This window comes from Bacillus sp. JJ783 (assembly GCF_036963225.1).
Taxonomy (GTDB): domain Bacteria; phylum Bacillota; class Bacilli; order Bacillales; family Bacillaceae_G; genus Bacillus_A; species Bacillus_A cereus_U.
Genome location: NZ_JBALMG010000062.1, coordinates 1 through 26,951, shown reverse-complemented (window position 1 = coordinate 26,951; position 26,951 = coordinate 1). Strand labels below are relative to the sequence as shown.

Genomic DNA, 26,951 nt, shown 5'->3' with positions numbered 1-26,951 from the left:
TTGAGGTGGGAGTCTTACTGCCCGGCAAATAGCGGGATAGATTGTCACGGGCAACACGCTCATGATAATTTATACTAACAATGCAGAACTTCTCCTAATTTCATGTAAAGAGGTTCGATGTCTTACTATATATTCCCCAATATTTTCATAAAAATTTATTTCTATTCCAACAAAGAAAGGAATTTTCTATATGACTTATAAAATGATTGTTTTAGATTTAGATGATACTTTATTACGCGATGACCATACCATTTCACCTCGTACGAAAGAGGCTTTAATGACAGCACAAGAGCAAGGAGTTAAAGTTGTACTTGCTTCTGGGCGTCCAACATTCGCAATGCGTGCGATTGCAAAGGAATTACATTTAGCGGCATATGGAAGCTTTATTCTTTCATTTAACGGTGCAAAAATCATTAACTGCAAAACAGATGAAGAATTATTCAGCAGTACATTATCGCCTAAAATCGTTCACAGTTTATATGATATTAGTAAAGAAGAAAATGTATGGATTCATACATACATTGGTGACGATATTATAACTGAAGAAAATAACTCTTATACCGAAATTGAAGGTCAAATTACTGGTATGCCAATCGTAGAGGTAAACAACCTTAAAGATGCTGTACAACAACCAGTTGTAAAAGTTCTAATGGTAGAAAAGCCAGAATACTTACAAGTGGTAGAAACAAAACTACAAAAACAACTAGAAGGCCAATTAAGCGTTATGCGCTCTAAACCATTCTTCTTAGAATTTACTGAATATGGTGTTACAAAAGGAACGAGCTTAAACCAATTAATCCAAAAACTTGGTATTAAACGCGAAGAAGTTATCGCAATGGGCGATAGCTATAACGATCAAGCGATGATTGAATTTGCCGGTCTTGGCGTTGCGATGGGCAATGCACCAGATGATATTAAAGAAATCGCAAACTATGTGACAGATACAAATATGAACGATGGTGTTGCTAAAGTTGTAGAGAAATTTGTACTAAAAAGCGAAGCGCTTGTTTAATATTTTCATTCATAAAACCTATTTGAAGTCAAATACTTCAAATAGGTTTTTATTTAAATTACATTGCTTTTGTGACTATATTTTGAACTTTGCACTATTCTCGTAGTGTAAAGTTTCTTTTTGTATATAATGAAACAAAATAGACTATTTTATTTTGAAAAAGAATACAAATTTACTATATACAAGCATACGTTAAAGGAGGCTATTTCATGTTATCTACACCGATCGGACGATTAAGAGCAATCGGCCTAGTTGAGGGTATTTCTTTCCTATTACTATTATTTGTAGCAATGCCGTTAAAATATTTTGCAGGGTTTGCAACAGCTGTTAAAATTACAGGTATGGCTCATGGCGTTTTATTCGTACTATTCATCTTTGCGGTAATTCAAGTAACAATCGTACACCGTAAAACAATTTTATGGGCACTTGGTGCACTTGTTGCATCAGTTATCCCATTTGGTACGTTTGTACTAGATGCAAAACTAAAAAATGAACAGTAATAGTAAAAAGGTAGTTAACAATTGTTAGCTACCTTTTTTGCGTTTATATATTCGGAATTTGCCAATCGATTTCTTTTTCATCCATGTTAGATAAAATCTCATTTACTTTAGAGTACGGCTTACTTCCAAAGAAGCCACGTCTTGCTGATAATGGACTTGGATGTGCGGACTCGATAATATAGTGATTTGTATTCGTAATTAACTTCTTCTTCGCCTGTGCATGACGTCCCCACAATATGAAAATAACTGGTTTTTCACGTTCATTTAATAACTCGATTACGCGATCTGTGAAATGCTCCCATCCTTTTCCCTTATGAGAATTCGCCTCACCTTGACGAACCGTTAACACAGTATTTAATAATAAAACTCCTTGCTCCGCCCACTTTACTAAATAACCGTTATTCGGAATTTCATAACCATATTCATCTCGAAGTTCTTTATACATATTTAACAATGACGGCGGCGTTTTAATGCCAGGTTGTACAGAAAAGCTTAGGCCATGCGCTTGATTCGGTCCATGATATGGGTCTTGTCCTAAAATAACGACCTTTGTATTTTCATAACTTGTATACTGAAGAGCGTTAAAAATATCTTCTTTCTTTGGATAAATCACATGCTCCTCATACTCTTCTTTTAAAAAGTTAGCTAAAGCTTGATAGTATTCTTTCTCAAATTCCGGTCCCAGTAATGGTCCCCAATCATTCTGCAAAATGTTTTCCATTCCTTCACTTCCTATCCAATTAATTCACCATATCCTGCCTTGTAAATACTACAAATGAAATGATAAGAGATACTACTGCCCAAACCGTTAAATTCATTAAAGAAAATCCCATTGATAATCCTTGCAATGCAGGCAGTTTTCCTGATAAATAATCCGTTAACGATAAGTTGACACTAAAAATGTATTTCGCACCTTCCCAAGACGTTGCGAATGAACTTAAAATGCCCCCTGCGATTAACGCAGCTAACATAACGCCCATTCCAGCTGGTGTATTTCGAATTAAAACAGAAACCATAAATGATATAGTTCCAACCACAATGGCAACAAACCAAGCTAATCCGTACGCCATTAAAATGTATTGCCACTGCGGAATAAGATGGACAAAGTTCGTATTCAATGTTTCCTTATCAATAACAAATCCAGTTAAAACAGGTAAGTTCCATCCAGAGTATCCAAATACAATCCCTGATAATGCGTAAGCAAATAAACCGACAAGAAGCAATATGAGCGAAATGAAAAATAGCATCGTCACATATTTACTAAGGAGTATTTTCCAGCGCCGAATAGGCCTCGTCAGAAGCATTTTCATCGTACCATCGCTTCGTTCTCCTGAAACAATATCAATGGCGACAATCATAACGAGCAATGGAATAAATAACGTTATTCCTTGTTCAATAAACGCCCTCACAAATGTTGGTGCCCCTGGTGCAGTCGGATTAATATTATGATCTAAATAATATTGTTGCTGTTCCACTCTTACTTTTAGCCAATCACGCCATTCTTCTGGCAATCTAGAATTGTTCAAGCGGTTTTGGGAATCAACAATTTGTTGCTGTAATGATACTTTCCAATCGGTCGTACCAAGCCTTTTTTGCGTTGTTTCTATTTCACGATACTGAGCATACACAAAAAGCGGAATCAAGATTGCTAAAATAAGCATGACAACAACAATCCGTTTCTTACGATAAATCTTTTCTGATTCATTTAAAACTAGATTCGCAAATTCACGCATGTTGCTCACCCCTTGTGAGTTCAATAAATAAATCTTCTAGCGTAAATACAAGCTCTTTGACGCTATGTACATCTATCTCGTTTTCTACAAAGTGCTTATTCCAAACACTAATAGACGCAACATCCATACGACATAGTAAACGCTCATCTTCTATACTAACTTCCTCTACCTCTTCAGCAGCGTCTAACATGTCTTTCGCTTTGGAAACCGGTGTAACGACCCATTCCACACGATCACTCGCTGTTTTGATCAACTCTTCAATAGGTGCAACTGTTATCATTTTTCCTTTATGAATAATAGCCACACGGTCACATATCATTTGCACTTCACTTAACAAGTGACTCGAAATAAATACACTCATATTTTCTTCTTTTACAAGCTTATGTATAAATTCCCTAAGTTCTCTAATCCCAGCTGGATCTAAACCATTCGTCGGTTCATCTAATATGAGCAATTTCGGATTTCCAAGTAGCGCCTGTGCAATTCCAAGCCGCTGCTTCATACCAAGGGAATATGTTTTTACCTTATCGTGAATACGCTCATCTAAATGAACCATTTTTGCAATTTCAATAATACGTTCATCTGATATATCACCAAGCATGCGCGCAAATTGCTTTAAGTTTTCCCATCCCGTTAAATATGTATAAAGCTCTGGGTTTTCAACGATACTTCCAATTTGACGCATCGCTTCTCTGAAATTTTCCTTAATAGAATAACCACCAATAGAAATAGTACCTTCTGTCGCTTTAATCAGTCCGACTAACATTCGAATTGTTGTCGTTTTCCCGGCCCCGTTCGGCCCTAAGAAGCCAAACACTTCTCCTTGTTTTACATCAAATGAAATGTCTTCTACAAGTGTCTTCTTTCCCATTACCTTCTTCACGTCTCGTACGGAAAGTATCATCGTCATTTTATCCCTCCTTGTTCTAGTTTTAATTTACTTACGACGTTTTGGACTAATCGCTCTGCCATATATGTGTAGCCGACTTCATTCGGATGAAAATGATCGGAGTATAATAAATCTTTTCCGCGATTTTGGAATAAATCAAATGTCGGTGTAATATATACATTTTTATCATTTAATGCTAACTTCTCTAAAGAAGCATTCCAATCAACAACAATATTTGATGAACCTCTTAAATCTTCTACATCCTCAAAAGGATTGTATAAACCTAGCCAAAAAATAGGGCTATCTGTATTTAATTTACGAATTTCTTCTATAATTTTCTTTGCTTCATTTTGAAACGTTTCCGTATCAGGACGATACGTCTCTAAATCTATTTTCCCGAGCGATTCCCATCCTGGGAACAAATCATTTCCTCCAATTGTTAAAACAATTACATCTGCTTGCTTAATTGAATATTGAGCTCCGCTGCTTTCAATTTGTTTTAATAAATCGGGCATTTTCGCACCACTAACTGCCAAATTGGTTAGTGCAACTTTTTGTTTATAATCTTTTTGTAAATCCTCTTTCATTCGTCCAATATAGCCAATTCCTTCTTTATCACCAACGCCGCGCGTTAATGAATCACCTAAACTAACTATTTGTAACGTTCCCGTTTTCTTTTTCCCTTTTTCCACTACGCCAGTCTTCGTAATTAATTTTGAAGCTTTCGGATTTAATACATCATTCACACCCGAAACAAAACCGTATGCAAATAAACAGAAAGATGCAATTGTAATGAGTAGAATTACTTTTACTAATTTTGATCTCATATCAAAACCCCTTTTAGCCCCTATAGATTGTCCATAATTATACCAAACGAATTTTCGAAAAGCGATTTTCACACCTTCTCTATTATGTCGTTTCCCTATCTACCAAATTTGGTAATAACTCTACATGTTTCACATCTATTTCCTCATCATTAATCTTTTCATATAATAATTCAAATGCCTTTACACCAACATTTTTACTAGAATGCGAAATCGTCGTAATACCTAATATATCTGCTACCTCTTGATCATCACATCCGATAATCGTAATATCCTCTGGGATACGAATTCCTTGTTTTTTCGCCTCCGTTACCATTCCTGCAGCAATATGATTGCAAGATACAAGAAACGCCGTCGGTTTTACAGACATACTAGCCCATTCCCTGACTACATTACGCCCATCTTCCACCGTAAAACAGCCTTTAAACTTCCAGGCATCTAACGGTGTTACAACAATCTGTTGAAGTGAATCCTCATACGCCTTTTTTCGCCTCTGGCTATTAATACTATTACTTCTTCCAATGCAATATCCGATACGTGTATGACCAGCATCTATTAAGCTTTTCATCCCGCGCAAAAATACTTTGTAGTAATCAATATGTACACTCGAAATGAAATTCGAATCTATTTCTTCACACATCACAATTGGACCAAACTTCGTATACTCTTCAAGTTTTTCCTTACTATTTGTCCGTGAACATATAATTACTCCATCAAGCTTTTTCATTTTTAACATATGTAAAATTTCAAGCTCTTTTTCTTCGCTATAATTTGTCTGGCAAAGCATCATATTATAATTGTTCTTTGCGGTTTCCTTTGATATCCCCCCAATAATGGCACTGTAATATTGATCATTTACGTGCGGCAATAAAACGCCAATTACATTCGTTTTTCCTTTCACTAAATGAATCGCATTCACATTTTGCGTATAATTTAATTCTTCAATAATCGCTAAAATCTCTTTTCGTTTCTGTTCATTCACATACGGATGATTATTGAGTACACGTGAAACAGTTGAAACAGATACCCCAGCAAGTTCAGCAATCTTTCTTATATTCGTCATCTCATTCTCCCCTTCCCCTCAAAAATTCTCGCTTGACCTGGTAAGCTTTCCACAGTATATCCTTTCTTAGCAAATACATTTTGAAAGGATATACAACTATGCTTCGATTCAAACTAGAATATATATTTTTCATTGGCGGTTTACTCATTCTCGCCATCGGTATTAATATGATGACGACAATTACTTCCTTTGGGCTTAGCCCTTATGATTCCTTCTTTATTGCACTATATCAAAATTTTGGGATAAGTATTGGTTTTTGGATTTTCATGATTAACTTTGTTTTTACCCTGATCGTACTCTTTTGGGACAAAAAACAAATTACAATCGGCACAATTGTCACAATGATTCTTATTTCTCTTTTTGTTGATTGGGTTGGTTCTATTACGACTATTATGGATGCTATCCGCTCTCTTCCAAAATATATAACACTTATTTGCGGAAATCTATTCATCGGAGCCGGAATTGGTCTTTACGTCTCTACAAACCTTTGCGCAGCACCTCAAGAGGCTTTTGTTTTAACTGTTGCCGAGAAAAAGAAATGGACATTTAGAAGAACAGAAATTTCATTAGCTTTTTTATTTTTAACATTAAGCTTCTTATTAGATGGGCCAATCTATTTTGGAACAATTATCTTATCCTTTACAACAGGTTGGATTATTCAAGCTTTTATTCAAGTTGGTACTCAGATTTTAAATAGAAAAAACCCTATTAAGCAAGCCGCTTGATAGGGTTTTTCGTTTTATTAGAAGAGATACTACTTAGCATCTCCTTCAATCCGATAGTTTGCTTTCACACAATCTATTTCTTCATACGATTGCAATGTATGTAGAATGTACTCATAATCCGCAAGAGAAGCACGATGCGTTACAATTACGATTTCTGCTTTCCCTTTCTCTTCAAGTGGCATTTGAATAATCTTTTCAAAACTAACACCGCGCTCAGAGAACAATGATGTAATTTTTGCAAATACACCAATTTCGTCTTTCACATGAAGTCTTAAAAACTTTTTCACAATAATTTCATCTGACTCTTTTAGTACCTTTTTATACTGCGGGGATACCGCACTATTTCCGTTTACACCTAGCCTAATATTTTGCATTACAGCAACTAGGTCAGAAACAACAGCTGTCGCTGTCGGTAAGCTTCCTGCTCCCGGACCATAAAACATCGTTTCTCCTACCGCTTCACCATACACATAGACAGCATTATATTCATTTTGCACTGCCGCAAGAGGGTGTGCATTTGGAAGTAAAGTTGGCTCAACTGTAACCTCTAATTTCTCGCCATCTCGCTTTGCAAGACCAATTAATTTAATTGTATAGCCTAAGCTCTTACTATATTCAATATCTTCTGCTGTAATAGAAGTAATTCCTTTTACCTTCACATCTCCAAGCTCTACATTTGTAGAGAAACCGAGAGTAGCCAAAATCGTCATTTTTCTTGCCGCATCTAAACCTTCTACGTCTGATGTTGGATCTGCTTCTGCAAATCCAAGCTGCTGAGCTTCTTTTAACACGTCGTTATATGCTCTCCCTTCGTCTGACATTTTCGTCAAAATAAAATTTGTCGTTCCATTTACAATTCCCATTACCTTCGTAATAAGATCTGAAGAAAGTCCTTCTACGATGCTTCGTAAAATTGGAATCCCTCCAGCTACACTTGCTTCGTAAAATAAATCAGCCTTGTTATCTTTTGCTACCGCTAAGAGTTCCGCTCCGTGTAACGCCATTAAATCTTTATTTGCAGTCACAACGTGCTTCCCGCCTTTTAAAGCTTGTAAAATATATGCTTTCGCATCATCAATGCCGCCCATTACTTCGATGACAACATCAATATTAGGATTATCTAAAATTTCATTCACATCTTGTGTTAATAGAGTAGAAGGTACCTCTACCTCTCTCTCTTTCTCAATATTTTGCACCAACACTTTCGTTACTTTCACTGGACAACCTACTTGGTGTATAAGTCGTTCTTGATGATCTGTAATAATACGAACTACACCACTACCAACTGTCCCAAGACCTAATAACCCAACTTGAATTTCTTTCATAATACTGTCCACCCCTCAAAAATTGTGTTTAGATGCCATTATATAGACAAAAAATCTGAAAAATAATGTATTTTGAACATTCGGAAAAATAAGGGTTAATCTTTACAAATAAAACGCTACCACGTGTTACACAATCATTATTTACAATATATAAGGGGTTTCTTGATACACGTAATAATTCAGCCAATTAGAGAATAATAAATTCCCATGACTCTTCCACCTAACAATTGGCTTCTCATCTGGATTATTATGTTTAAAATAATTTTTTGGCACATCAATATTTAACCCTTTTTGTCGGTCCCGTTCGTATTCTTCCTTTAACGTATCACAACTATATTCACTGTGTCCCAGTGCGAAAACTTGCCTTCCCTCTTGCCCAATAACAAGATGAACACCCGCTTCTTCAGAATTGGCTAATAACGTTAATTCTTTCACTTGTTCAATATCGCTCTCTCGTACTTCTGTATGACGAGAATGCGGAGCAAAAAACACTTCATCAAACCCTTGTAACAATTTCACATGTTGCTCGCGAACCTCATGTTCAAATACACCAAACATTTTTTTCGCAAGGGGATACTTCGGCACACCATAGTGATAATACAAACCAGCTTGTGCCCCCCAGCAAATATGAAGCGTAGATGTTACATTTGTTTTTGAATACTCCATAATACGTCCAAGCTCTTCCCAATAATCTACTTCTTCAAAAGAAAGAGTTTCAACTGGTGCTCCTGTAATAATGAGTCCATCAAATTTTTCATTCTCAATATCACGGAATGCTTTATAGAAGCTCGTTAAATGGTCCTGCGCTACATTGCGAGACAGATGCGATTCCATATGAAGTAAATGAACATCTAATTGCAGCGGTGTATTTCCAATTAAACGAAGTAATTGCGCCTCTGTTTCTTGCTTTGTAGGCATTAAATTTAATATAGCAATTTTCAAAGCACGTATATCTTGTGTTGCTGCTCGCTCCTTCGTCATTACAAAAATATTTTCCTTCTGCAATACTTTGCGAGCTGGTAAATCTTTATCAATTATGATCGGCATGTTGTTTGCCTCCGACTAGCGCTGCTTCTAAATCTGCAATAATATCAGAAACATCTTCTATACCGACCGATAAACGGATTAAATCAGATGTAACGCCAGCTAAACGCTGATTTTCTGCGCTTAATTGTCTGTGCGTCGTACTAGCAGGATGTATTACACAAGTTCTTGCATCAGCTACATGCGTTACAAGAGTTGCGAGTTTTACATTTGCGATAAATTCTTTTGCTGCTTCTAATCCGCCTTTAATACCAAATGTTAAAACTCCACTAGCACCTTTTTTCAAATACTTTTGTGCTAACGAGTAATTTTCATTACTATCTAACCCTGGATAATTCACCCATTCAATGCAATCATGATTAGCAAGCCACTTAGCAACTTCGAGAGCATTTTCACTATGACGCTCCATTCGTAAATGCAATGTTTCCAGGCCAATGTTGCTAATATATGCATTGAATGGGCTCATACAGTTTCCGTAGTCTCTTAATAACTGAACGCGTGCTTTCACAATATACGCTGCTGCTCCAAAATTTTGAACATAGCTTACACCGTGATAACTCGGATCCGGTTCAACAAGCTCAGGGTATTTTCCATTTGTCCAATCGAAGTTCCCTCCGTCTATTACAATGCCGCCTAAAGAACTTGCATGGCCATCAATATATTTCGTTGTGGAATGGACAATGATATTTGCCCCATATTCAAATGCCTGGCATAAATAAGGCGTCGCCAATGTATTATCAACGATAAAGGGTACTTCTAATTCTTTTGCTGCCGCTGAAAGTTCTTTGAAATTCAAAACGTTCATTGCTGGATTTCCTAACGATTCTGCATAAACAAGTTTTGTCTTATCATTAGCAAGTGCCGCAATTTCATCTGCCGTTAAATTAGGATTAAAGAACGTAACATCAATGCCAAGCTTGCGTAAACTCACTCCAAATAAATTAAACGTTCCTCCGTAAACAGTTGAAGAACAAAGTAAATGGTCTCCACTACTGCAAATATTTAAAACCGCAAGCATAATAGCTGCCTGCCCAGAAGCTGTTGCAACAGCCCCTACACCGCCTTCTAAATCTGATAACTTCTGCTCAAATGCAGCTAGAGTAGGATTTCCAATACGCGTATATATATATCCTTCTGCCTCTAAATTAAATAGTGCTGCTAAATCATCTGACGTATCGTATTTATACGTTGTACTTTGATAAAGTGGCAAAACACGCGGCTCACCATTTTTTGGCGTATAGCCACCTTGCACACAAATCGTTCCCTTTCCCCATGATTCTCCCATCTCTCATTCTCCCTTCTTTTAATGCAAAATAAAAAACTGCTCCTTTCCTGAAAACAAGAAAGGAGCAGTTTGAAGACACGCTCTAAGGCTCTTTCTTATCTCTCAGGATTATTACCTGCAGGATTTGGCACAATTCCGTTATACGGCTGTTGCCAAGGTTTCATCGGGCCTGTCCCTCCACCTTTTCTTGATAAGACTATGCAATTACCGTTGATTTTATAGCAATAATTTCCTAATGTCAAATAGTTTTTCTGAATGTTCTAAATTAAATGTAAGGAATTTAATTTAAACAACAAAAGAAATATATTCCATATTCATTTGAAAAAGACCTTTTAAAAACTCCGATCACTATATAGAATTAAATAAGTGGTTTAACCGCGTTGGTTTCAAATTTTTATGAGATCTCAATATATTGAATAAGCCAACCTCTCAAAAAGATACTATATATATTCAATTCATTTCACACTAGCATATTCAATCCTTTCTACATTAAAACTTACATAATGGAGGTACAACATGACAAATAAAAAGGACATGCACTATATACTCGTCTTATATGGCCTTCTTTTGGGCTCTATAGTAGGAGCTACAGTCTGGTTATTTTTAGTTACAATAAATATCGGAATTCACTTTATTTGGGGATACTTACCTACTATTTTCTCTTCTCCTCCTTATTACACCATTTGTGTAACAATCATCGGTGGTATCCTCGTTGGTTTAACACAAAAACACTTCGGCACATACCCACGTCTTATGCCGGAAGTAATGGCTGAATATAAACAAACAGGTAGAATTGAATATAGTTTTGTACATAAAGCTACTTTAACTGCGATTATCGTTTTAATATTTGGAGCTAGTTTAGGACCAGAAGCTGCACTTGTTGGAATTATCGGTGGACTTTGTACATGGGTAGGAGATCGCTTTAAATTTGCTTTAAAGGGAATGAATGAACTAACAGAGGTTGGAATTGGTGCTACTTTAAGTGTCATTTTTAATGCACCATTATTTGGTTACTTAGCTCCGAATGAAAATGAGGGTGAACAAATTAACGAATTTTCTAAAGGAAAAAAAGCAATTGTATATTTAGCTACCACTTTTGCTGGTTTTTCCGTTTACTTATTACTTAGTAAACTCGATAGTCGTGGATCCTTTATTGTTGATTTTGGGGAAGGGTCTCTTGCTCTTAATGAATGGATCGCCTTTCTACCACTTGCTAGCATTGGTGCTATAGTTGGTTTCTTTTATTTCAAATTAGAATTTGCATTAGAGAAATTAATCCACCCCTTCAGGGAATACAAAGTATCACTTGGAATTATCGGCGGTATTTTACTCGGGATTACTGGAACTTTCCTCCCGTATACGTTATTTTCAGGGGAACATCAATTAAAAGATTTAGTCATTGAATGGAGCCATTTATCCTTCTGGGTACTACTTCTTTCAGGAATTTTAAAATTATGTATTACTGCCGTTTGTTTAAATACGGGTTGGCGTGGCGGACATATTTTCCCCATTATATTTGCTGGATCAAGTATCGGATACGCTATAGCTTCTATTCTGCCTATAGATCCAATATCTTCCGTAGCCATCGTCACGACAGCTATTTCAAGCTATGCATTAAGAAAACCAATAGCTATAACATTACTATTACTCATGTTTTTCCCGCTCAATTTATTATTACCGATGCTCGGGGCTGCGGCAATTGGCAATGCATTTCCGCTTCCTAAACGTAACGAAACTACAAACTAATATAAAAAAAACAGCATTAACATGTAAATGTTAATGCTGTTTTTTCGAGTGACGATTATGTTTTTAATTAAAATTTACTTGCTACTTTAGCCGCTTCTTCAAGACCTGCTGTAATGATTTCTTCTGCTTTATCTGGGAATTGGTTATGTCCTTCGATAACTACTGTTTCCATGTTTGTTGCGCCGAAGAAGCCCATCATGCTTGCTACGTATTTAACAGCCATTTCCACTTCAGCTGCTGGACCTTCAGAATATACGCCGCCGCGTGCATTTAATAAAGCAATCTTCTTATCTCCAATAAGCCCAACTGGACCTTCTGGTGTATATTTAAACGTTTTACCAGCGCGGTTTAAGTAATCAATATACGTGTGTAATACGGCCGGAATCGTTAAGTTCCATAATGGGAAACCGAAAACTACTTTATCAGCTTCTAAGAATTGATTTAAATACTTATCAGCTACTGCTACCACTTTTGCTTCTTCTTCTGTTAAACCAAATCCTCTACTTGCTTTGAATGTACCATTAATCATATCTACGCCTACATATGGTAATTCTTCTTTATATAAATCAAGTTCTACTACTGTATCGTTTGGATGTGCTTCTTTATAGTTTGCTAAAAATGCCTCGTATAATTTCACACTAACTGCTTGTTCCGCTGGGCGGTTGTTTGCTTTTACAAATAAAACTGTTGCCATGATTCTTTTCCTCCTACTACTCACTCTTATGTTGTTATATATTACTTACGAAAAAAGGGTACTCCCTTGTAATTGTTGTTGCTTACAAATACATTTTATCTTTATATCAAGACAATTTCGTCCTCACATAGACGTATTTTCCCATAAAAAAAGTCCACCTTCTAAAGGCGGACTAGGTCTTACGACTTTCGTCTTATACAATTCCATTTTTCACTGCATATAATGCTGCTTGTGTGCGATCGGATAAATGTAACTTACTCAAAATACTACTCATATGAGCTTTTACCGTTTTTTCTGTAATAACTAAAACAGAAGCAATTTCTTTATTGCTCATCCCTTTCGCCAATAGCTGCAATACTTCATTTTCTCTCGCTGTTAACACATCCACTTGAACGGAAGGTTCTTCTTCTTTTTCTTCCTGTGGTAAAGTTTGAGAAAGAAGGGCATTTGCTATATCTGGATGTAATTGAATATTACCTTTATACGCGCTTCGAATAGCTTCAACAAGCTGATCTGGTTCTATATCTTTTAAAATATAACCGCTTGCCCCAGCTTTTAGTGCCGGCAATACATGAGCTTGATCAGAAAAACTAGTTAATACAATTACTTTCACGTTTGGATATTCTTTTTTAATACAAGCTGTTGCCTCAATTCCATCCATCTCAGGCATGTATAAATCCATTAATACGACATCTGGACTCGTTTCGCCTACTTTCACCAACGCTTCTTTCCCATTGTTTGCTTCCCCAACTAATTCAAAATCTTCCTGTGTACTCAGAAAGAATGCCAATCCTTTTAAAACAACTGTGTGATCATCAACTAACAATACTTTTATTTTCACAAAATTCCCTCATTTTCACATCATAATGGTACATTTACTTTTACACTTGTTCTTTTCTTATCACTTACAATTTTAATTGTTCCACCAACTAATTCTACTCTTTCACGCATCGTAGTCATACCAAGTGATTTCTTCTCTTTTATATCCTTTTCTTCAAAGCCGTTTCCTTGATCGATTATTTCTAATGATACATTTTTCTCCGTCACCTTGAAATAAATCGTCGCTTCTCGTACATTCGCATGCTTACTTACGTTATTTAAAGATTCTTGTCCAATTCGCCATAGCGCTTCCTCTACTACGCGTGGCAAATCACGAACACCAGTAACCTGTTCCCGAATTTTCAATCCCAAACTTTCGCCATATTGCTTTAGAGCTGGTAATAACCCCTTCTCTAATCCTGCCGGACGAAGCTGCCAAATCAAGGTCCTCATTTCTTTCAAAGCACCTTGCGCTAGTTCACGCATCTCATACAAAGAACTATCTACCTTTTCATTTTGGCCTTTTAAAACAGCTTCAGCACCCTTCGTCATAAAAGTTAATGAAAATAATTTTTGTGAAACTGAGTCATGTAAATCTCTTGCTAACCGATTTCTTTCTTCCATCCGTACAAGTTCACGGCGTTGCTCATTTAATCTTAAATTCTCTATTATTAACGAAATATGATTCGATAGAGCTTGCATTACATCTATTGTATTAACATCAAACTCTCCATTATTTGAACTAACACACAAGACACCAAACATATGACTTTGAATATGTATTGGCGTAGCGATAACGGCCCTATTTGGATGTACAATATGACCAATTTGACGTTTTAATAAAACAGGCTCATCTTTTTCTAATGCCTTCTTTGCTGCTTCTTTCACATCTTCCTGTAACTCTTCCTGACCATAAGACGCTCGCAAAGATAATTCTGTTTCTTCTCTAATAAAAAACGCCACTTGATTCCATTGAAATACTTCACCCACGTGATTTACCACTTTCTCAGGTAATACATTAAACTTATGAATCGTTTTTAACACTTGAATAAAACGTTCCAATTTCACATAATAATGTGCTCTTCGTTTTTCATTTTCATATAATTTGGTTCGCTTTAAAGCCGTCCCGATTTGAAAAGCAACGGATTGGAGCAAAACCAATTCTTCTTCTGAAAAATGTGTTTTACCTGGGCTTGCAACATTTAATACCCCAATTTTTTCCCCTCCGGCCTTTAAAGGAACCGTAGCATGATGAAGAATTCCTTCCGTATCTCCCCAATTATATTCAATTGCATTATTAATTCTTTTACATTCAATAATATTAACCGCGCGCTCTAGCTTCCCATCTACAAAACCACGTAAACACCAACACTCACCTTCACACATTGGGCGTTTATTTTCATATGTAAGTGCCTCTGGTAACTGATAATCAATTAACTTTGTATACCTCCCATTTTCATCCGCAAGAAAAATCCATCCTGTCGTTAAACCTGTTACACTTAGTAATTTTTCTAGGACCGCTTGCAATACATGGTAGGTATCATTTGATGTATTTAGCGTTTCTGCAATTTCTTTTAATATAACTAATTCATTTGTACGATTATCTCGAAACATATCAAGTCTCCTACATACAAGATTTTAAATCGCTTCTCAAGTAAATCATCTACTTTTCACTTTGTACTTATTCGTAACATTGATATAATAGTGAAAACATAGTTTTCATTATATCACTTGAGGGGGCTTTCATAATGACATTAAATAAGGCACTTACAATCGCTGGTTCTGACACAAGTGGCGGTGCTGGTATACAAGCAGATTTAAAAACATTCCAAGAACTTGGCGTATATGGAATGACATCTCTTACAACAATCGTAACAATGGACCCACATAACGGTTGGGCACATAACGTATTCCCAATTGCGGCTTCTACATTAAAACCACAATTAGAAACAACAATTGAAGGCGTTGGCGTAGATGCTTTAAAAACAGGTATGCTTGGATCAGTAGAAATTATCGAAATGGTTGCGGAAACAATTGAAAAGCACAATTTCGAAAATGTAGTAGTTGATCCTGTTATGGTATGTAAAGGAGCAGATGAAGCATTACATCCTGAAACAAATGACTGCTTACGTGACGTTCTTGTTCCAAAGGCATTAGTTGTAACGCCAAACTTATTTGAAGCATATCAATTAAGTGGTGTGAAAATTAATTCTCTTGAGGATATGAAAGAAGCTGCAAAAAAAATCCATGCTTTAGGCGCTAAATACGTACTGATTAAAGGTGGTAGCAAACTAGGCACAGAAACCGCTATTGATGTATTATATGACGGCGAAACATTCGATCTTCTAGAATCTGAAAAGATTGATACGACAAATACACACGGTGCAGGTTGTACATATTCTGCTGCAATTACAGCAGAACTTGCAAAAGGAAAAACTGTGAAAGAAGCAGTAAAAACTGCGAAAGAATTCATCACAGCTGCAATTCGTCATTCATTTAAGATTAACGAATATGTAGGACCAACACATCACGGTGCATACCGCAAATTCGTTGCACCGAAAGAACTTGTCTAACATAACGCTTTTTATTAATAAATTTAAAAATAGATTAAAACCCACAGAACATTTATTGTTCTGTGGGTTTTAATTACTTTGCAGAAATGTTTTAAATTACTCCCCGAATTCCTATGATGCTGAACTAACCTTGTTTCTACCATTTCTTTTTGAATAATATAATGCATCATCCGCTGATTGAATAAATTGATCAGGTGATTTTTTATACTCTGAAATTCCGACAGAAATTGTGATTTTAATTTTTTTTCCATTTTTCAGTTGGAATGGATGATTTTCAACGGCTAGTCGAATTTGTTCCCCTATACGAGTTCCAAATGCTAATCTCTTTTTTGGTAACAACAGAGCAAACTCTTCGCCACCCTTTCGAAAGACTAAATTTGGGAATGGTGCATTCTCTAACAAAATACGCCCCACTTGTTTTAATACCTCATCCCCAGCAAGATGTCCATACGTATCATTTACATACTTAAAGTGATCAATATCGATAAGTAATAAACAAAGTGAATCATTTTTCATATACTTGTTACCAATATGGCGATTCATCTCTAAATCAAACTGCCTTACATTTCCTAGATTCGTTAATGCATCTATCGTTGCATAATGCTTCATCTTTTGAAACAATTCATTGGATTGCAATACGTAACTTGCACTTACAAATGTGATGTATGCCGCTACAATACAACAAACTAAATATAATACCACTACATATATATCCTTAAATAAAATATAAAGTGGTAGTATTAAAATAGACAAACTGTACACATTAAACCATATCCATTTTGGAAATATAGAAATCTTTATCCGCCAAATGAGGGTAACGCCAATCCCTATTGCCACGATAGTATATCCGGCCAATTCAGAGGCTAAAGAGTACTCAGTAAAAATTATCCGAGTTATTAAAATGATCATAACTGTTATACTACTAGCTATTGGGCCACCAATTATAACTGCCAAAATAACTGCTAAATAACGTAAATCCAACATAATATTTTCAATATGTACACCAAAATGCATCAATAATATACTTAATATTCCAGTTAAAATACCGACCAAACATTTCTGCCAAAAAGAGAACCCTTCTTTTAACGGCTTATCTCTTAAAAGCTGAGCACCTACAAAGATAAAGGAAAGAATGATTGTCATATTTACAAATAGATCTCTGAACATAAAATAATCTCCCTACTTTTTCTTTTCCATCTATCACTTTCTATATGTTATTGTATTACGAAATACCTATAATTCCCAAACTTTTTTATTTTATTGTTCCACGTGGAACAGCAAAAAGCAAAATAAAAAAGGAGACGAAATTTCGTCCCCTCCATTAACAACATCGCGATATCTTTCCGCCTTTTGCATTAAATCTAGCTTCTTGTGCCTCAGCAAAAAATTGCTTTTGACATAGAATTTTCTCTTCTGGATGATGTACTTTCATGTGATTTACATAAGTTTCATAACTTGGAACTCCGACAAGTAAACTAATAAATTGCTTTCTCTTTCCCCATACGTTCCGTAAACTTTTAAGCATAGTTCCTCGACTCACTTTCATCTCTTGGAATATATGGTGCCTCTTTTAACGGCATTGGCTTATTTCTTAATACTTGAATCCAAATTCGAAGTGCAGAAATTAATACAGCGATTACAACTATCATAAAAATTCCACAAAGCGCTGCATCAATATAGTCATTCAAAATAATTTGTTTCATTTGCGCAATATTTTTAGCCGGAGCTAATACTTTCCCATCATCTAATGCTCCCTGGAATACTTTCGCATGTGATAGAAATCCTATTTTGGGATTTTCATGAAATAGCTTTTGATAACCTGCTGTCATTGTTACAATAAGCAATCCGACAGTCGGAATAAGTGTTACCCAAACATATGCCTTTTTTCCCATTTTGAACAAAATTGTCGTTCCAAGTAATAATGCAATACCTGCTAACATTTGGTTTGCAATACCGAAAAGTGGCCATAATGTATTAATTCCACCAAGCGGATCTATTACCCCTTGGTATAAGAAATACCCCCATCCTAGTACACATAGTGTTGTAGCTATCACATTTGCTAATGTTGAATCTGTTTTCGCAAACGGCTTATATACATGACCTAAAATGTCTTGAATCATAAATCGCCCTACGCGTGTTCCCGCATCAATCGTTGTTAAAATAAATAGTGCTTCAAAAAGAATAGCAAAATGGTACCAAAATGCCATCATCGCCGTTCCGCCCATTACTTGCGAAAATATATACGCCATACCAATTGCTAATGTTGGTGCACCACCTGTACGTGATAAAATGGTCTGTTCTCCGACATTAACAGCAAGATCTTTTAATTCATTCGGTGTAATAGCAAATCCCCATGAAGAAATAACTTGAGCTGCCTGCGATACATCCGTACCGATAAGTGCTGCAGGACTATTAATTGCAAAATAAGTTCCTGGTGTTAATACACAAGCTGCAATCATTGCCATCGCTGCTACAAACGATTCCATTAACATTGCTCCATAACCGATTGGCTTTGCGTGGCCTTCTTGTTCAATCATTTTTGGCGTCGTACCAGATGAAACGAGAGCATGGAATCCAGACACTGCACCACAGGCAATCGTAATAAATAAGAACGGGAATAAATTGCCGGAGAAAACAGGACCTGTCCCGTCGATAAATTGCGAAACTGCTGGCATTTTTAAATCTGGTGCTACAACTAAAATACCGATTGCTAACCCAAGTATCGTCCCTATTTTTAAAAATGTACTTAAATAATCACGTGGTGCTAATAACATCCAAACCGGTAATGCCGATGCAATAAATCCATATACAATAAGCATAATAGCAATTGTCTCACCACTAAAAGTAAACATACTTGCAAGCGTTGGATTTTCTGCTACATATTGTCCTCCAATAAGAGATAAGATTAGCAGAACAATACCGATTACTGATCCTTCTCCTACTCGCCCTGGCCTAATGTAACGCATGTAAACTCCCATTAAAATAGCAATTGGAATCGTTGCTGCGATTGTAAACATTCCCCATGGGCTTCCAACAAGCGCCTTCACAACTACTAAAGCTAATACCGCTAATAAAATGATCATAATACCTAAAATACCAATCATTGCAATTAATCCTGTAACAGGACCAATCTCATCTTTAATCATTTCTCCTAATGATTTACCATTACGTCTCATTGAAGCAAATAAAATTACAAAATCCTGTACAGCTCCAGCAATAACTACCCCAACAATAATCCAAATTGTCCCAGGTAAATACCCCATCTGCGCCGCCAAAATCGGTCCTACTAAAGGACCAGCCCCTGCAATCGCTGCAAAGTGATGTCCGAATAAAACCCATTTATTTGTCGGAACATAATCCTTGCCATCGTTTAACGTATGAGCAGGTGTTTGTCTATTATTATCTAGACCAAAAACTTTCCTCGCTATAAATCTACTATAAAAGCGATACGCAATCGCATACACTGATACAGCAGCAACTAATAGCCATACAGCATTAATTGTCTCACCTTGCGATAACGCTATTACACCAAAAGCAGATGCTCCTAGCGCTGCAATAACTCCCCAAAGTAAAATTGACTTCAATATTTTCACATACAATCCCCCCATTACTACTTCTTAGTGGAGATTGTACTAAATTTTCTGAATACTTAACTTAAATCCTCCTTATCATGAAGGATTTTTAGATTATCATGTTGAAATTCTCTCATTACTTGTCACAGTTCAATTTTATTTCGAAGTCGTTTTACATAATTGCGGCTTACTGGAATCGGTTGCTCATCGTACCTGTCTAAATGCAAATTATACGTGCCATTATAATAAGGTTTAAGTTCTTGTACATACGACATATTAATTAAATAGCTTTTATGTACACGTAAAAAATCATATGCATTTAGTTTATTTTCTAATTCTTGGAGTGTATATGTTGAAATATACTGATTATTCGTTGTATAAATTGAAACGGTTTTGTTTTCCTTATTTTTACTTACATATACAATATCTTCTGGGAAAATATATCTAATCCCCTCATGGCCTTCTATCGGCAATTTACGCAAATGACTCTTTGCTTTCTCACCTTGTTCTTTCCCCATTTTATATAAAATGAACTGTAAATCTTCTTCACGAAATGGTCGTAATAAATAATAAAATGCTTGGAAACGAAAAGCTGTAATTGCCTCTTCTATATCCTCACCAATAAAAATAAATTTCGTATAACAATTCACTTCTCGTAACAAACTCGAATATTCAAAACCAGTACCATCCATTAATTGCGAATTTAAAAAAACAAAATCAGGTGTATGTTTTTTCATTATTAGCAAAGATTCTGTTCCAGTTTCCGCTTCAAAACATTCTACATTTCGAATGTTTTCAGTAAAGTTCTCAACTAATTTTCTTCGCTCTTCTGTTTCTCCCATGATAAGTAAGATTTTCATTTATCCAGCCACCTAATTCCTTTGTCCATATGTCTTGTTGTATACATTCGCTTTAGTAAGAAACAATCCCTTTTTCTTACTATACCATTATTTATCTAAAAAAACAGAAAAAAGGAAACCACTTTGGTTCCCTTTTCTTTTATCCCGATTGGTGCGGTCTAATAATCAGTGGTTGATGGACAAAACACCCACTGATTAAAGTTTCACTTTATACTAATTCCCTCTGTTTCGTTTCTTGACCGAGTATAACTACAGCAAGTGCCCCAATTAAAATTGATCCACAGAAAATCGTAAATATTAGCGATAGTGACGCTTGTGAAGCAACTAAATACCCTACTAATAGTGGTCCAAGAATACCACCAATACGTCCAAATGCCGCTGCCATTCCTGCACCTGTACCGCGAATAGTTGTTGGATACTGTTCCGGTGTATAAGCGTATAATGCACCCCAAGCACCTAAATTAAAGAAGGATAGTAACATACCCGCCACTATTAATGCTGTTAATGAATCCGCAATTCCGAACACATAAGCACTACATGCTGTACCAATTAAATACGTAACCAATACAAATTTGCGACCAAGACGTTCAATAAACCATGCAGCTGTGAAATATCCCGGAAGTTGAGCTAAAGTCATAATAAGTACGTACTGAAAACTTTTTATTAAACTAAAGCCTTTTAGTACCATTACACTAGGTAACCAAAGGAACATTCCATAATAGGAAAAGACAACACAAAACCATAGAATCCATAACATAATTGTTGCTTTACGATATTCTCCAGACCAAACCGATTTTATATTTTCAATAACAGATGGCCTTTTTTCAACCTTTTGGAACCTTGGAGAATCGGGTAAATTCCATCTTAAATATAAAGCATATAACGCTGGAACTGCACTTAATACCATAGCAACTTCCCAACCGTATTTAGGAATAACAAAATATGAGATAAGAGCTGCGATTAACCAACCACCAGCCCAAAAGCTTTCTAATAGTACAACTATTTTCCCGCGTTCGTGCGCTTCAACACTCTCCGATACAAGGGTAGATGCAACTGGAAGTTCCCCGCCAAGTCCCATACCAATTAAAAAGCGTAAAACGAGGAACATCGCGAGTGTCGTCGTTAAAGCCGTTAAGCCACTACCGATAGAAAATAGTAATAATGTAATAATAAAGACCGATTTCCGTCCTATTTTATCTGATAGTATCCCAAAAACGAGAGCCCCTACAGCCATACCAATTGAGTTAATACTACCTATCCAACCCATCTCTTGAGTACTTAATCCCCACTCTTTTTGCAACGCCACTATTACAAATGAAAGCACTCCAACATCCATTGCGTCAAATAGCCAGCCAAGTCCAGCTATACCAAGTAGCTTTCGCTTCGAAATTTCTTTTACCTTGCTCACAAGAAGTCCTCCTTACACAGGTGTCTTTACACATCATTTTACATGTGTGTATTGCATAAGTAAAATACTTTCGTATAAAAAATTCTCCTTCATCATTCCCAAAAAGTAAAATGTTTATCAAAAATAAACAAATAAAAAAAGTAGCGATGTTCCGCTACTTTTTTGAACGCATTACTTCTTTTAAAAACTCGGCTAATACTAACTGACGACGCCAGCGTGTTGGATTACTACATAATCTATAAAACCATTCTAAGTTAATAGCTTGGATCCATTTGGGCGCACGTTTTACCTCTCCGGCCCACACATCTAAACTACCGCCTACTCCAACAGCCATTTTCGTTTCTAAACGATGCTTATTGTTTTGGATAAAGTTTTCTTGTCTTGGGAAACCAAGCGCAACAAGTAATAGATCTGGTTTTGCTTCTTGAATGCGAGAAACAATATTCTCTTCTTCTTCTTGTTTAAAGTACCCATCTTGTGTACCCACAATAGATACCGCCGAATACGTCTTCGTTACATACTCTGATGCAGCTTGTACAACATGTGGTTTTGCACCTAATAAGAAAACAGATACTGGTTTATTCTCTTCCGATAACTTCGCTAATAAATTACACATTAAGTCAAAACCTGCCACACGCTCTTTTAAAGGTGTACCAAGCATACCACTTGCTTTAACAACCCCGATACCATCAGGTGTAATTAAATCTGTATTTAATAATGTTTTATGGAATTTTTCATCCTTTTTTGCACACATAACAATTTCAGGGTTTGCTGTTACTACCTGAAAGGTATGAGTTTGCTCCACTTCTAATTGTTCCTTTAAATATTGGACCGTCTCATCCATTGTCATTGTAGAGAAAGGAACACCAAGAATATCAACTGTTTGTACTGCCATAATTAACTATCCTCTCTATTATTAAAGGTTTTTCTCTATTAATCGCTTATATGTTTCTTTCGTATCTTCATATAACTTTTGTAGTGAGAAATTCAGAGTAGCATGCTCATAAATATGTTTACCCATTGCTGCTAATTCTCCAGTCTTCCACTTATCATACGCCTCTTCTAATGCCACCGCCAATGCTTTCCCATCACCAGTTGGCACAATCCATCCGTAAGTTTCATCTGCAATTAACGGTTCGATTTCCCCCGCTCTCGTCACGATAGATGGAACGCGTTGATTTGCCGCTTCTAACAGAACTAATGGGAATCCTTCGCTATGTGATGTTAATAAGTTTACATGCGATGATGCAAATAATTGTTTTACATCTTGACGATGCCCTAAAAATTCAACTTTATCATTAATCCCTTTTTCAGTAGCTAATGCCTTTAATTCTCCTTCTAACGGCCCATCACCAACTAATAACACTTTAATTTTTTCCAATTTCGTTTGTTGTAACGCATCGAATAAAACTTCATGTCCTTTAACAGGATGCAGACGCGCTACTTGGATTGCCGTAAACACATCTTCGTCAATATTAAACATTTCCTTTTTATTATAGCCATCTGCTTTTTCCTGATCATATTCAATCCCGTTATAAATGACATGCATCTTTTCATTTGAAATACCTAATGCCGCTAAGCTTTTTTTCAACCTATTCGTTACAACAAAAAATAAATCTATATTTTTTAAAGCTTTCAAATTTAACTTAGTGAAAATCCAACCTTTTAAGCCTTGTTTAGTAAAGTCTTGAAATGGATCACTATGAATTGTCGTTACCCATTTTGCCGCGAATTTCCTCCTCATTAGAGAAACAAAGAAATTCGCCCTAGGACCGTGTGTATGAACTACATCAAATTTTTCTTTATTAATGAATTCACTTATGTTCTTTAAAATGGATAAATCATAGCGAGATTTTTGTGAAAACACATGAACTTTTATTCCTAGCTCTCTTGCTTCTTTCGCAACAATTCCATCCTCAAATACTGCTAATTCTACTTCACCAGTTGGGAACTGATCGAGAAGTGAAATAATATGTGTTTTTCCTCCACCATCTTCTGCTCCTGCATTCATATGCAATATCCTCATATTTTTTCCTCCTTTAAATCCTCGCTACATTTCCATCTATCTTTATTTTACTGTACTAAAAAATAAAAGCTAACAAAAGTTAGCTTTTATTTTTATCATTCAATTTCTAAGTCTACAATTAGATAAGCTAACAACACTACAAAGTAAATCCCAACTCCTGGTGCCGTCAAAATATGTCCTGCGATATATGCAATACCTAGTGCTAATACTAAGCTTGCTGAAATCATTCCATATTTCACATTGAATATTTCCTTAAATCTTGTAACAAATGCTATTAAGATTCTGAAGCCGTAATAAATAAATGGAATCATCATTAACGCAAAACCAATAATTCCGAAATCATAAAACCAATCATGGAAGTCCATTTCAATTAGCTTCGGATCTGGCTGCTTTTGTTCATTATATTTATAGTTACCTGCGTAACCCATTCCTAACAGTTTCTGTGACATCGGCGCTTCTTTAAAGAACTGCTTATGTCTCTCTTCATATACTTGACGTCCACTGAAAATAAGATTTTCTTGATTTTCTTTCTTTTGCTCTTTCTCAAGCTCTTTCTTAACTTCAGCTTCTACCTTCGCCTTTTCTTCTGGTTTCTCAACTTTATGTTGTTTTTCTTCTTTTTTAATTTTCTCTTTAATTTCTTTTTCTTTTTGACCTTGCTGCGCTACATTTTGTTCTGATAAATAGTTGTTATGAATACCCATATTTTGTGCTAATGGCGTCATTTTAAACGTTCCGACAACACCAGCTAATAGGACAATAGCAATTAATCCATTAAGTACAAGAGACTTTTTGTTTGGATTTCTTCTATCAAATAATAATTGTAGTACGATAATCCCGATTGCTGCCGCTAACGTAGCACCAATTGAGCCCATCCCTACTTTCGTACCAACTTGAATTAAAGAGTAAATCATTAACAGCGATGGAATCCAGTATAAAATGTGTTTCACGCTCTTTGTTTTTTGAATAGAATATAGTACCACAATAGGGAAAATAATAGCTAAGATTGAACCTAGTTCATTACCTGCATAGAACCATCCTCGGGAACCAACTTTCATCCACTCATAACTTCCAAAGTCTGTAGAAGTTGTAATAGAAATAACCATAATAACATTAATAATTAATGTTGAATACACAATGTTATTTCTAACTTTATCGCTAATATTTACTGTCTTCTTCAGTGATTTTAAAGCTAAAATGTATGAACTAAGCATAATATATATATATAATGCTTTCCCAATGAATTTAACTTCTTCTGTGATTACAATAGGACTCTTGATTAACTTGTTATTAATAAATCCTATTCCCAATATAACTCCTAGTAATACAAGATAAATCAAAAACTTCCTATTTTCTCTTTCTTTTGCCTGAATTAAAATATAAATACCACCCATTGCCATAATGAGGAATCTCACCATAATTCCAACTGTCGCATTTACTTTTAATAACTCAATGCTAAGAGAGGTTAATAAATCCAAAACAGGCTGTAAAATAATAAAAAAGAGCAAAAAATGCTCAAATCTAACCCTAGCTTGATTTGCTAACATTCCAAGACCTCCATACAAAATCTTTACATTATCTTTTAATCATAGTTTTCTATCGTTTAAACACACCCAGCAATTATAACATAACTCATATTTAAATTGAGAACTATTTTTTATGCCTAAACAAGTCAAATCAAGCATTATTAATAACAGAAAACATTGTGCTTTAACTATCCTTCCCTGCTCCAATAAAAACTATCTAACACACCTTGACTCATTTTCGACAACAACAAAATACTTCTTATCATTTTATAATAATATATAAATCATTCCATTTGTAACACCCTTCAACTAATCCACGGTAAAAACTACAAAATTAATCTTTCCGCACTTTTTTCAATTTAATCAATTGCTACTTTCTAAACACTTTCAAACGCTTTCTTTATGTATTTCATCCATTTTTCTACATGTAGCGAAAAGTAATTGTTATTTCCAAAACTTTAGTGTATATTTTTTCTCTGGAACATCTTTAAGGGGAAGGAATTAAAGCCATGTTATTAATCGATATATTTACGTTTCTTGGCATTATCGCCGCTGCCATTTCTGGTACATTAGTTGGTTTGAAAAAAGATCTAGATTTATTTGGTGTCCTTTGTTTAGCTGTAGCTACTGCGCTCGGCGGCGGTATTATTCGTGATATTATGATTGGTAACCTGCCTCCTGTCGCATTTGTAAAACCAATTTACTTTTTCGTAAGTGTACTATCAGCATTATTCACATGTATGTTTTTTGAGCGTATTAATAAACTTCAAGTTGTTATTATGCTTTCTGATGCTGTTGGTTTAGGTGTATTTACAGCTATTGGTGCAAATGCAGCAATGTCACATCACGTTGACGCCTCGTTTTTAGTCGTTTCAATGGGAGTTATTACAGGTATTGGGGGCGGTATTTTACGCGACATTTGTGCTCAAGATATCCCGTATGTATTCCGAAAAGAGATATATGCAATTGCTTCTATTTTAGGAGCAGTTAGTTTCCTAATTACACATGCAATGGGGGCACACGTATTAGCTTTCTATGTTTGTTTATTAATAACATTCGTTATTCGTGTAGTCACCGTAATATATAATGTACATTTCCCAGTTTTCTTTAAAACACATGCAAAAATTAATAAAGGCCATTAAGAGAATTCTACATAGAATTCTCTTAATTTATATACAATTCCACATACTATAGAGTAATTGTATATAAAAATATATAATTACATTAGAATACAAAAATGAAAACGTTTTATAAACAGGGGGAAGAATGATGCTTGGGGTTTTTAAAAAAAATAAAACAAACACCAGTATAATCGAATTAAGCGAAG

25 protein-coding genes and 1 riboswitch are annotated in these 26,951 nt (G+C 35.6%); of the genes, 6 read left to right on the top strand and 19 right to left on the bottom strand.

Annotation, left to right across the window (positions count from 1 at the left end; all coding sequences use genetic code 11):
- The first annotated feature begins 190 nt into the window (after positions 1-190).
- Both V7038_RS14465 and V7038_RS14460 read left to right on the top strand, forming a co-directional pair.
- Complete coding sequence (locus V7038_RS14465) at positions 191-1,012, top strand: Cof-type HAD-IIB family hydrolase (RefSeq protein WP_002113130.1); 822 nt, start codon at positions 191-193, stop codon at positions 1,010-1,012.
- Between the two features lie 209 nt (positions 1,013-1,221).
- Positions 1,222-1,512 carry a DUF3817 domain-containing protein gene (locus tag V7038_RS14460; protein ID WP_002113131.1) on the top strand — a complete coding sequence of 97 codons (291 nt, stop codon included), beginning with the start codon at positions 1,222-1,224 and terminating at the stop codon, positions 1,510-1,512.
- A 43-nt stretch (positions 1,513-1,555) separates the two neighbouring features.
- Here V7038_RS14460 and V7038_RS14455 read toward each other — a convergent pair whose 3' ends face one another.
- From V7038_RS14455 to V7038_RS14435, 5 genes are read right to left on the bottom strand one after another with little or no spacing between them, the layout of a single operon-like run.
- Entirely contained in the window at positions 1,556-2,233 is a 678-nt protein-coding gene (locus V7038_RS14455; protein WP_335470619.1) for a uracil-DNA glycosylase, read from the bottom strand.
- Between the two features lie 19 nt (positions 2,234-2,252).
- Positions 2,253-3,245, bottom strand: a complete 993-nt coding sequence (locus V7038_RS14450; RefSeq protein WP_002113133.1) for an ABC transporter permease — start codon at positions 3,243-3,245, stop codon at positions 2,253-2,255.
- Entirely contained in the window at positions 3,238-4,155 is a 918-nt protein-coding gene (locus V7038_RS14445) for an ABC transporter ATP-binding protein (protein ID WP_002113137.1), read from the bottom strand. The genes V7038_RS14450 and V7038_RS14445 overlap by 8 nt, the downstream gene beginning before the upstream one ends.
- The gene (locus V7038_RS14440) at positions 4,152-5,033 is read right to left on the bottom strand and encodes an SGNH/GDSL hydrolase family protein (protein WP_002113138.1); all 882 of its coding nucleotides are present in this window, start codon (positions 5,031-5,033) and stop codon (positions 4,152-4,154) included. Before V7038_RS14440 ends, V7038_RS14445 begins: the two co-directional genes overlap by 4 nt.
- Positions 5,034-5,043: 10 nt before the next feature.
- Positions 5,044-6,021 carry a LacI family DNA-binding transcriptional regulator gene (locus tag V7038_RS14435; RefSeq protein WP_002113139.1) on the bottom strand — a complete coding sequence of 326 codons (978 nt, stop codon included), beginning with the start codon at positions 6,019-6,021 and terminating at the stop codon, positions 5,044-5,046.
- Between the two features lie 98 nt (positions 6,022-6,119).
- Here V7038_RS14435 and V7038_RS14430 point away from each other — a divergent pair, with 98 nt between their 5' ends.
- Complete coding sequence (locus V7038_RS14430; protein WP_002113140.1) at positions 6,120-6,746, top strand: YczE/YyaS/YitT family protein; 627 nt, start codon at positions 6,120-6,122, stop codon at positions 6,744-6,746.
- 29 nt (positions 6,747-6,775) lie between these two features.
- Here the strand turns inward: V7038_RS14430 and V7038_RS14425 are convergent, their stop codons facing one another.
- The 3 genes from V7038_RS14425 to V7038_RS14415 form a co-directional block, all read right to left on the bottom strand.
- Entirely contained in the window at positions 6,776-8,071 is a 1,296-nt protein-coding gene (locus V7038_RS14425; protein ID WP_002113141.1) for a homoserine dehydrogenase, read from the bottom strand.
- A 141-nt stretch (positions 8,072-8,212) separates the two neighbouring features.
- Positions 8,213-9,118 (bottom strand): homoserine O-acetyltransferase MetA, encoded by a 906-nt coding sequence (gene metA / locus V7038_RS14420; RefSeq protein WP_335470617.1) that lies wholly within the window; start codon positions 9,116-9,118, stop codon positions 8,213-8,215.
- Positions 9,102-10,400, bottom strand: a complete 1,299-nt coding sequence (locus V7038_RS14415; RefSeq protein WP_002113143.1) for a bifunctional O-acetylhomoserine aminocarboxypropyltransferase/cysteine synthase — start codon at positions 10,398-10,400, stop codon at positions 9,102-9,104. Before V7038_RS14415 ends, metA begins: the two co-directional genes overlap by 17 nt.
- Positions 10,401-10,492: 92 nt before the next feature.
- Positions 10,493-10,597: riboswitch (SAM riboswitch) on the bottom strand.
- Between the two features lie 319 nt (positions 10,598-10,916).
- Here V7038_RS14415 and V7038_RS14410 point away from each other — a divergent pair.
- Positions 10,917-12,146: a chloride channel protein gene (locus V7038_RS14410; RefSeq protein WP_335470615.1), complete on the top strand. Its 1,230-nt coding sequence runs from the start codon at positions 10,917-10,919 to the stop codon at positions 12,144-12,146.
- Between the two features lie 67 nt (positions 12,147-12,213).
- Here the strand turns inward: V7038_RS14410 and V7038_RS14405 are convergent, their stop codons facing one another.
- From V7038_RS14405 to V7038_RS14395, 3 genes are all read right to left on the bottom strand, one after another.
- On the bottom strand, positions 12,214-12,840 hold the full coding sequence (locus V7038_RS14405) for an FMN-dependent NADH-azoreductase (RefSeq protein WP_070129256.1): 627 nt from the start codon (positions 12,838-12,840) through the stop codon (positions 12,214-12,216).
- A 193-nt stretch (positions 12,841-13,033) separates the two neighbouring features.
- Complete coding sequence (locus V7038_RS14400; protein WP_002016393.1) at positions 13,034-13,681, bottom strand: response regulator; 648 nt, start codon at positions 13,679-13,681, stop codon at positions 13,034-13,036.
- Positions 13,682-13,701: 20 nt separating this feature from the next.
- Positions 13,702-15,273, bottom strand: a complete 1,572-nt coding sequence (locus V7038_RS14395; RefSeq protein WP_002113149.1) for a GAF domain-containing sensor histidine kinase — start codon at positions 15,271-15,273, stop codon at positions 13,702-13,704.
- A gap of 134 nt (positions 15,274-15,407) precedes the next feature.
- Here V7038_RS14395 and pdxK point away from each other — a divergent pair, with 134 nt between their 5' ends.
- Complete coding sequence (pdxK, locus tag V7038_RS14390; RefSeq protein ID WP_002113152.1) at positions 15,408-16,232, top strand: pyridoxine/pyridoxal/pyridoxamine kinase; 825 nt, start codon at positions 15,408-15,410, stop codon at positions 16,230-16,232.
- Positions 16,233-16,343: 111 nt separating this feature from the next.
- On the opposite strand, the gene V7038_RS14385 is transcribed toward pdxK, so the two are convergent.
- From V7038_RS14385 to V7038_RS14350, 8 genes are all read right to left on the bottom strand, one after another.
- Positions 16,344-17,399 (bottom strand): GGDEF domain-containing protein, encoded by a 1,056-nt coding sequence (locus tag V7038_RS14385; protein WP_002113156.1) that lies wholly within the window; start codon positions 17,397-17,399, stop codon positions 16,344-16,346.
- Between the two features lie 154 nt (positions 17,400-17,553).
- Positions 17,554-17,757 (bottom strand): YbdD/YjiX family protein, encoded by a 204-nt coding sequence (locus V7038_RS14380; protein WP_002113158.1) that lies wholly within the window; start codon positions 17,755-17,757, stop codon positions 17,554-17,556.
- Complete coding sequence (cstA, locus tag V7038_RS14375; RefSeq protein ID WP_002113160.1) at positions 17,750-19,825, bottom strand: carbon starvation protein CstA; 2,076 nt, start codon at positions 19,823-19,825, stop codon at positions 17,750-17,752. Before cstA ends, V7038_RS14380 begins: the two co-directional genes overlap by 8 nt.
- Positions 19,826-19,947: 122 nt before the next feature.
- Complete coding sequence (locus tag V7038_RS14370) at positions 19,948-20,664, bottom strand: LytR/AlgR family response regulator transcription factor (RefSeq protein ID WP_002113162.1); 717 nt, start codon at positions 20,662-20,664, stop codon at positions 19,948-19,950.
- Between the two features lie 208 nt (positions 20,665-20,872).
- Positions 20,873-22,072, bottom strand: coding sequence for an MFS transporter (locus V7038_RS14365; RefSeq protein WP_335470613.1), 1,200 nt, complete (start codon positions 22,070-22,072; stop codon positions 20,873-20,875).
- A gap of 154 nt (positions 22,073-22,226) precedes the next feature.
- Positions 22,227-22,967 (bottom strand): WecB/TagA/CpsF family glycosyltransferase, encoded by a 741-nt coding sequence (locus tag V7038_RS14360; protein WP_000290758.1) that lies wholly within the window; start codon positions 22,965-22,967, stop codon positions 22,227-22,229.
- Between the two features lie 21 nt (positions 22,968-22,988).
- Positions 22,989-24,098 carry a glycosyltransferase family 4 protein gene (locus V7038_RS14355; RefSeq protein WP_002113164.1) on the bottom strand — a complete coding sequence of 370 codons (1,110 nt, stop codon included), beginning with the start codon at positions 24,096-24,098 and terminating at the stop codon, positions 22,989-22,991.
- A 95-nt stretch (positions 24,099-24,193) separates the two neighbouring features.
- The gene (locus V7038_RS14350; RefSeq protein WP_002113166.1) at positions 24,194-25,645 is read right to left on the bottom strand and encodes an O-antigen ligase family protein; all 1,452 of its coding nucleotides are present in this window, start codon (positions 25,643-25,645) and stop codon (positions 24,194-24,196) included.
- 488 nt (positions 25,646-26,133) lie between these two features.
- Between V7038_RS14350 and V7038_RS14345 the strand changes: the two genes are divergently transcribed.
- Positions 26,134-26,766, top strand: coding sequence for a trimeric intracellular cation channel family protein (locus tag V7038_RS14345; protein WP_000924380.1), 633 nt, complete (start codon positions 26,134-26,136; stop codon positions 26,764-26,766).
- The last annotated feature ends 185 nt before the right edge of the window (positions 26,767-26,951 follow it).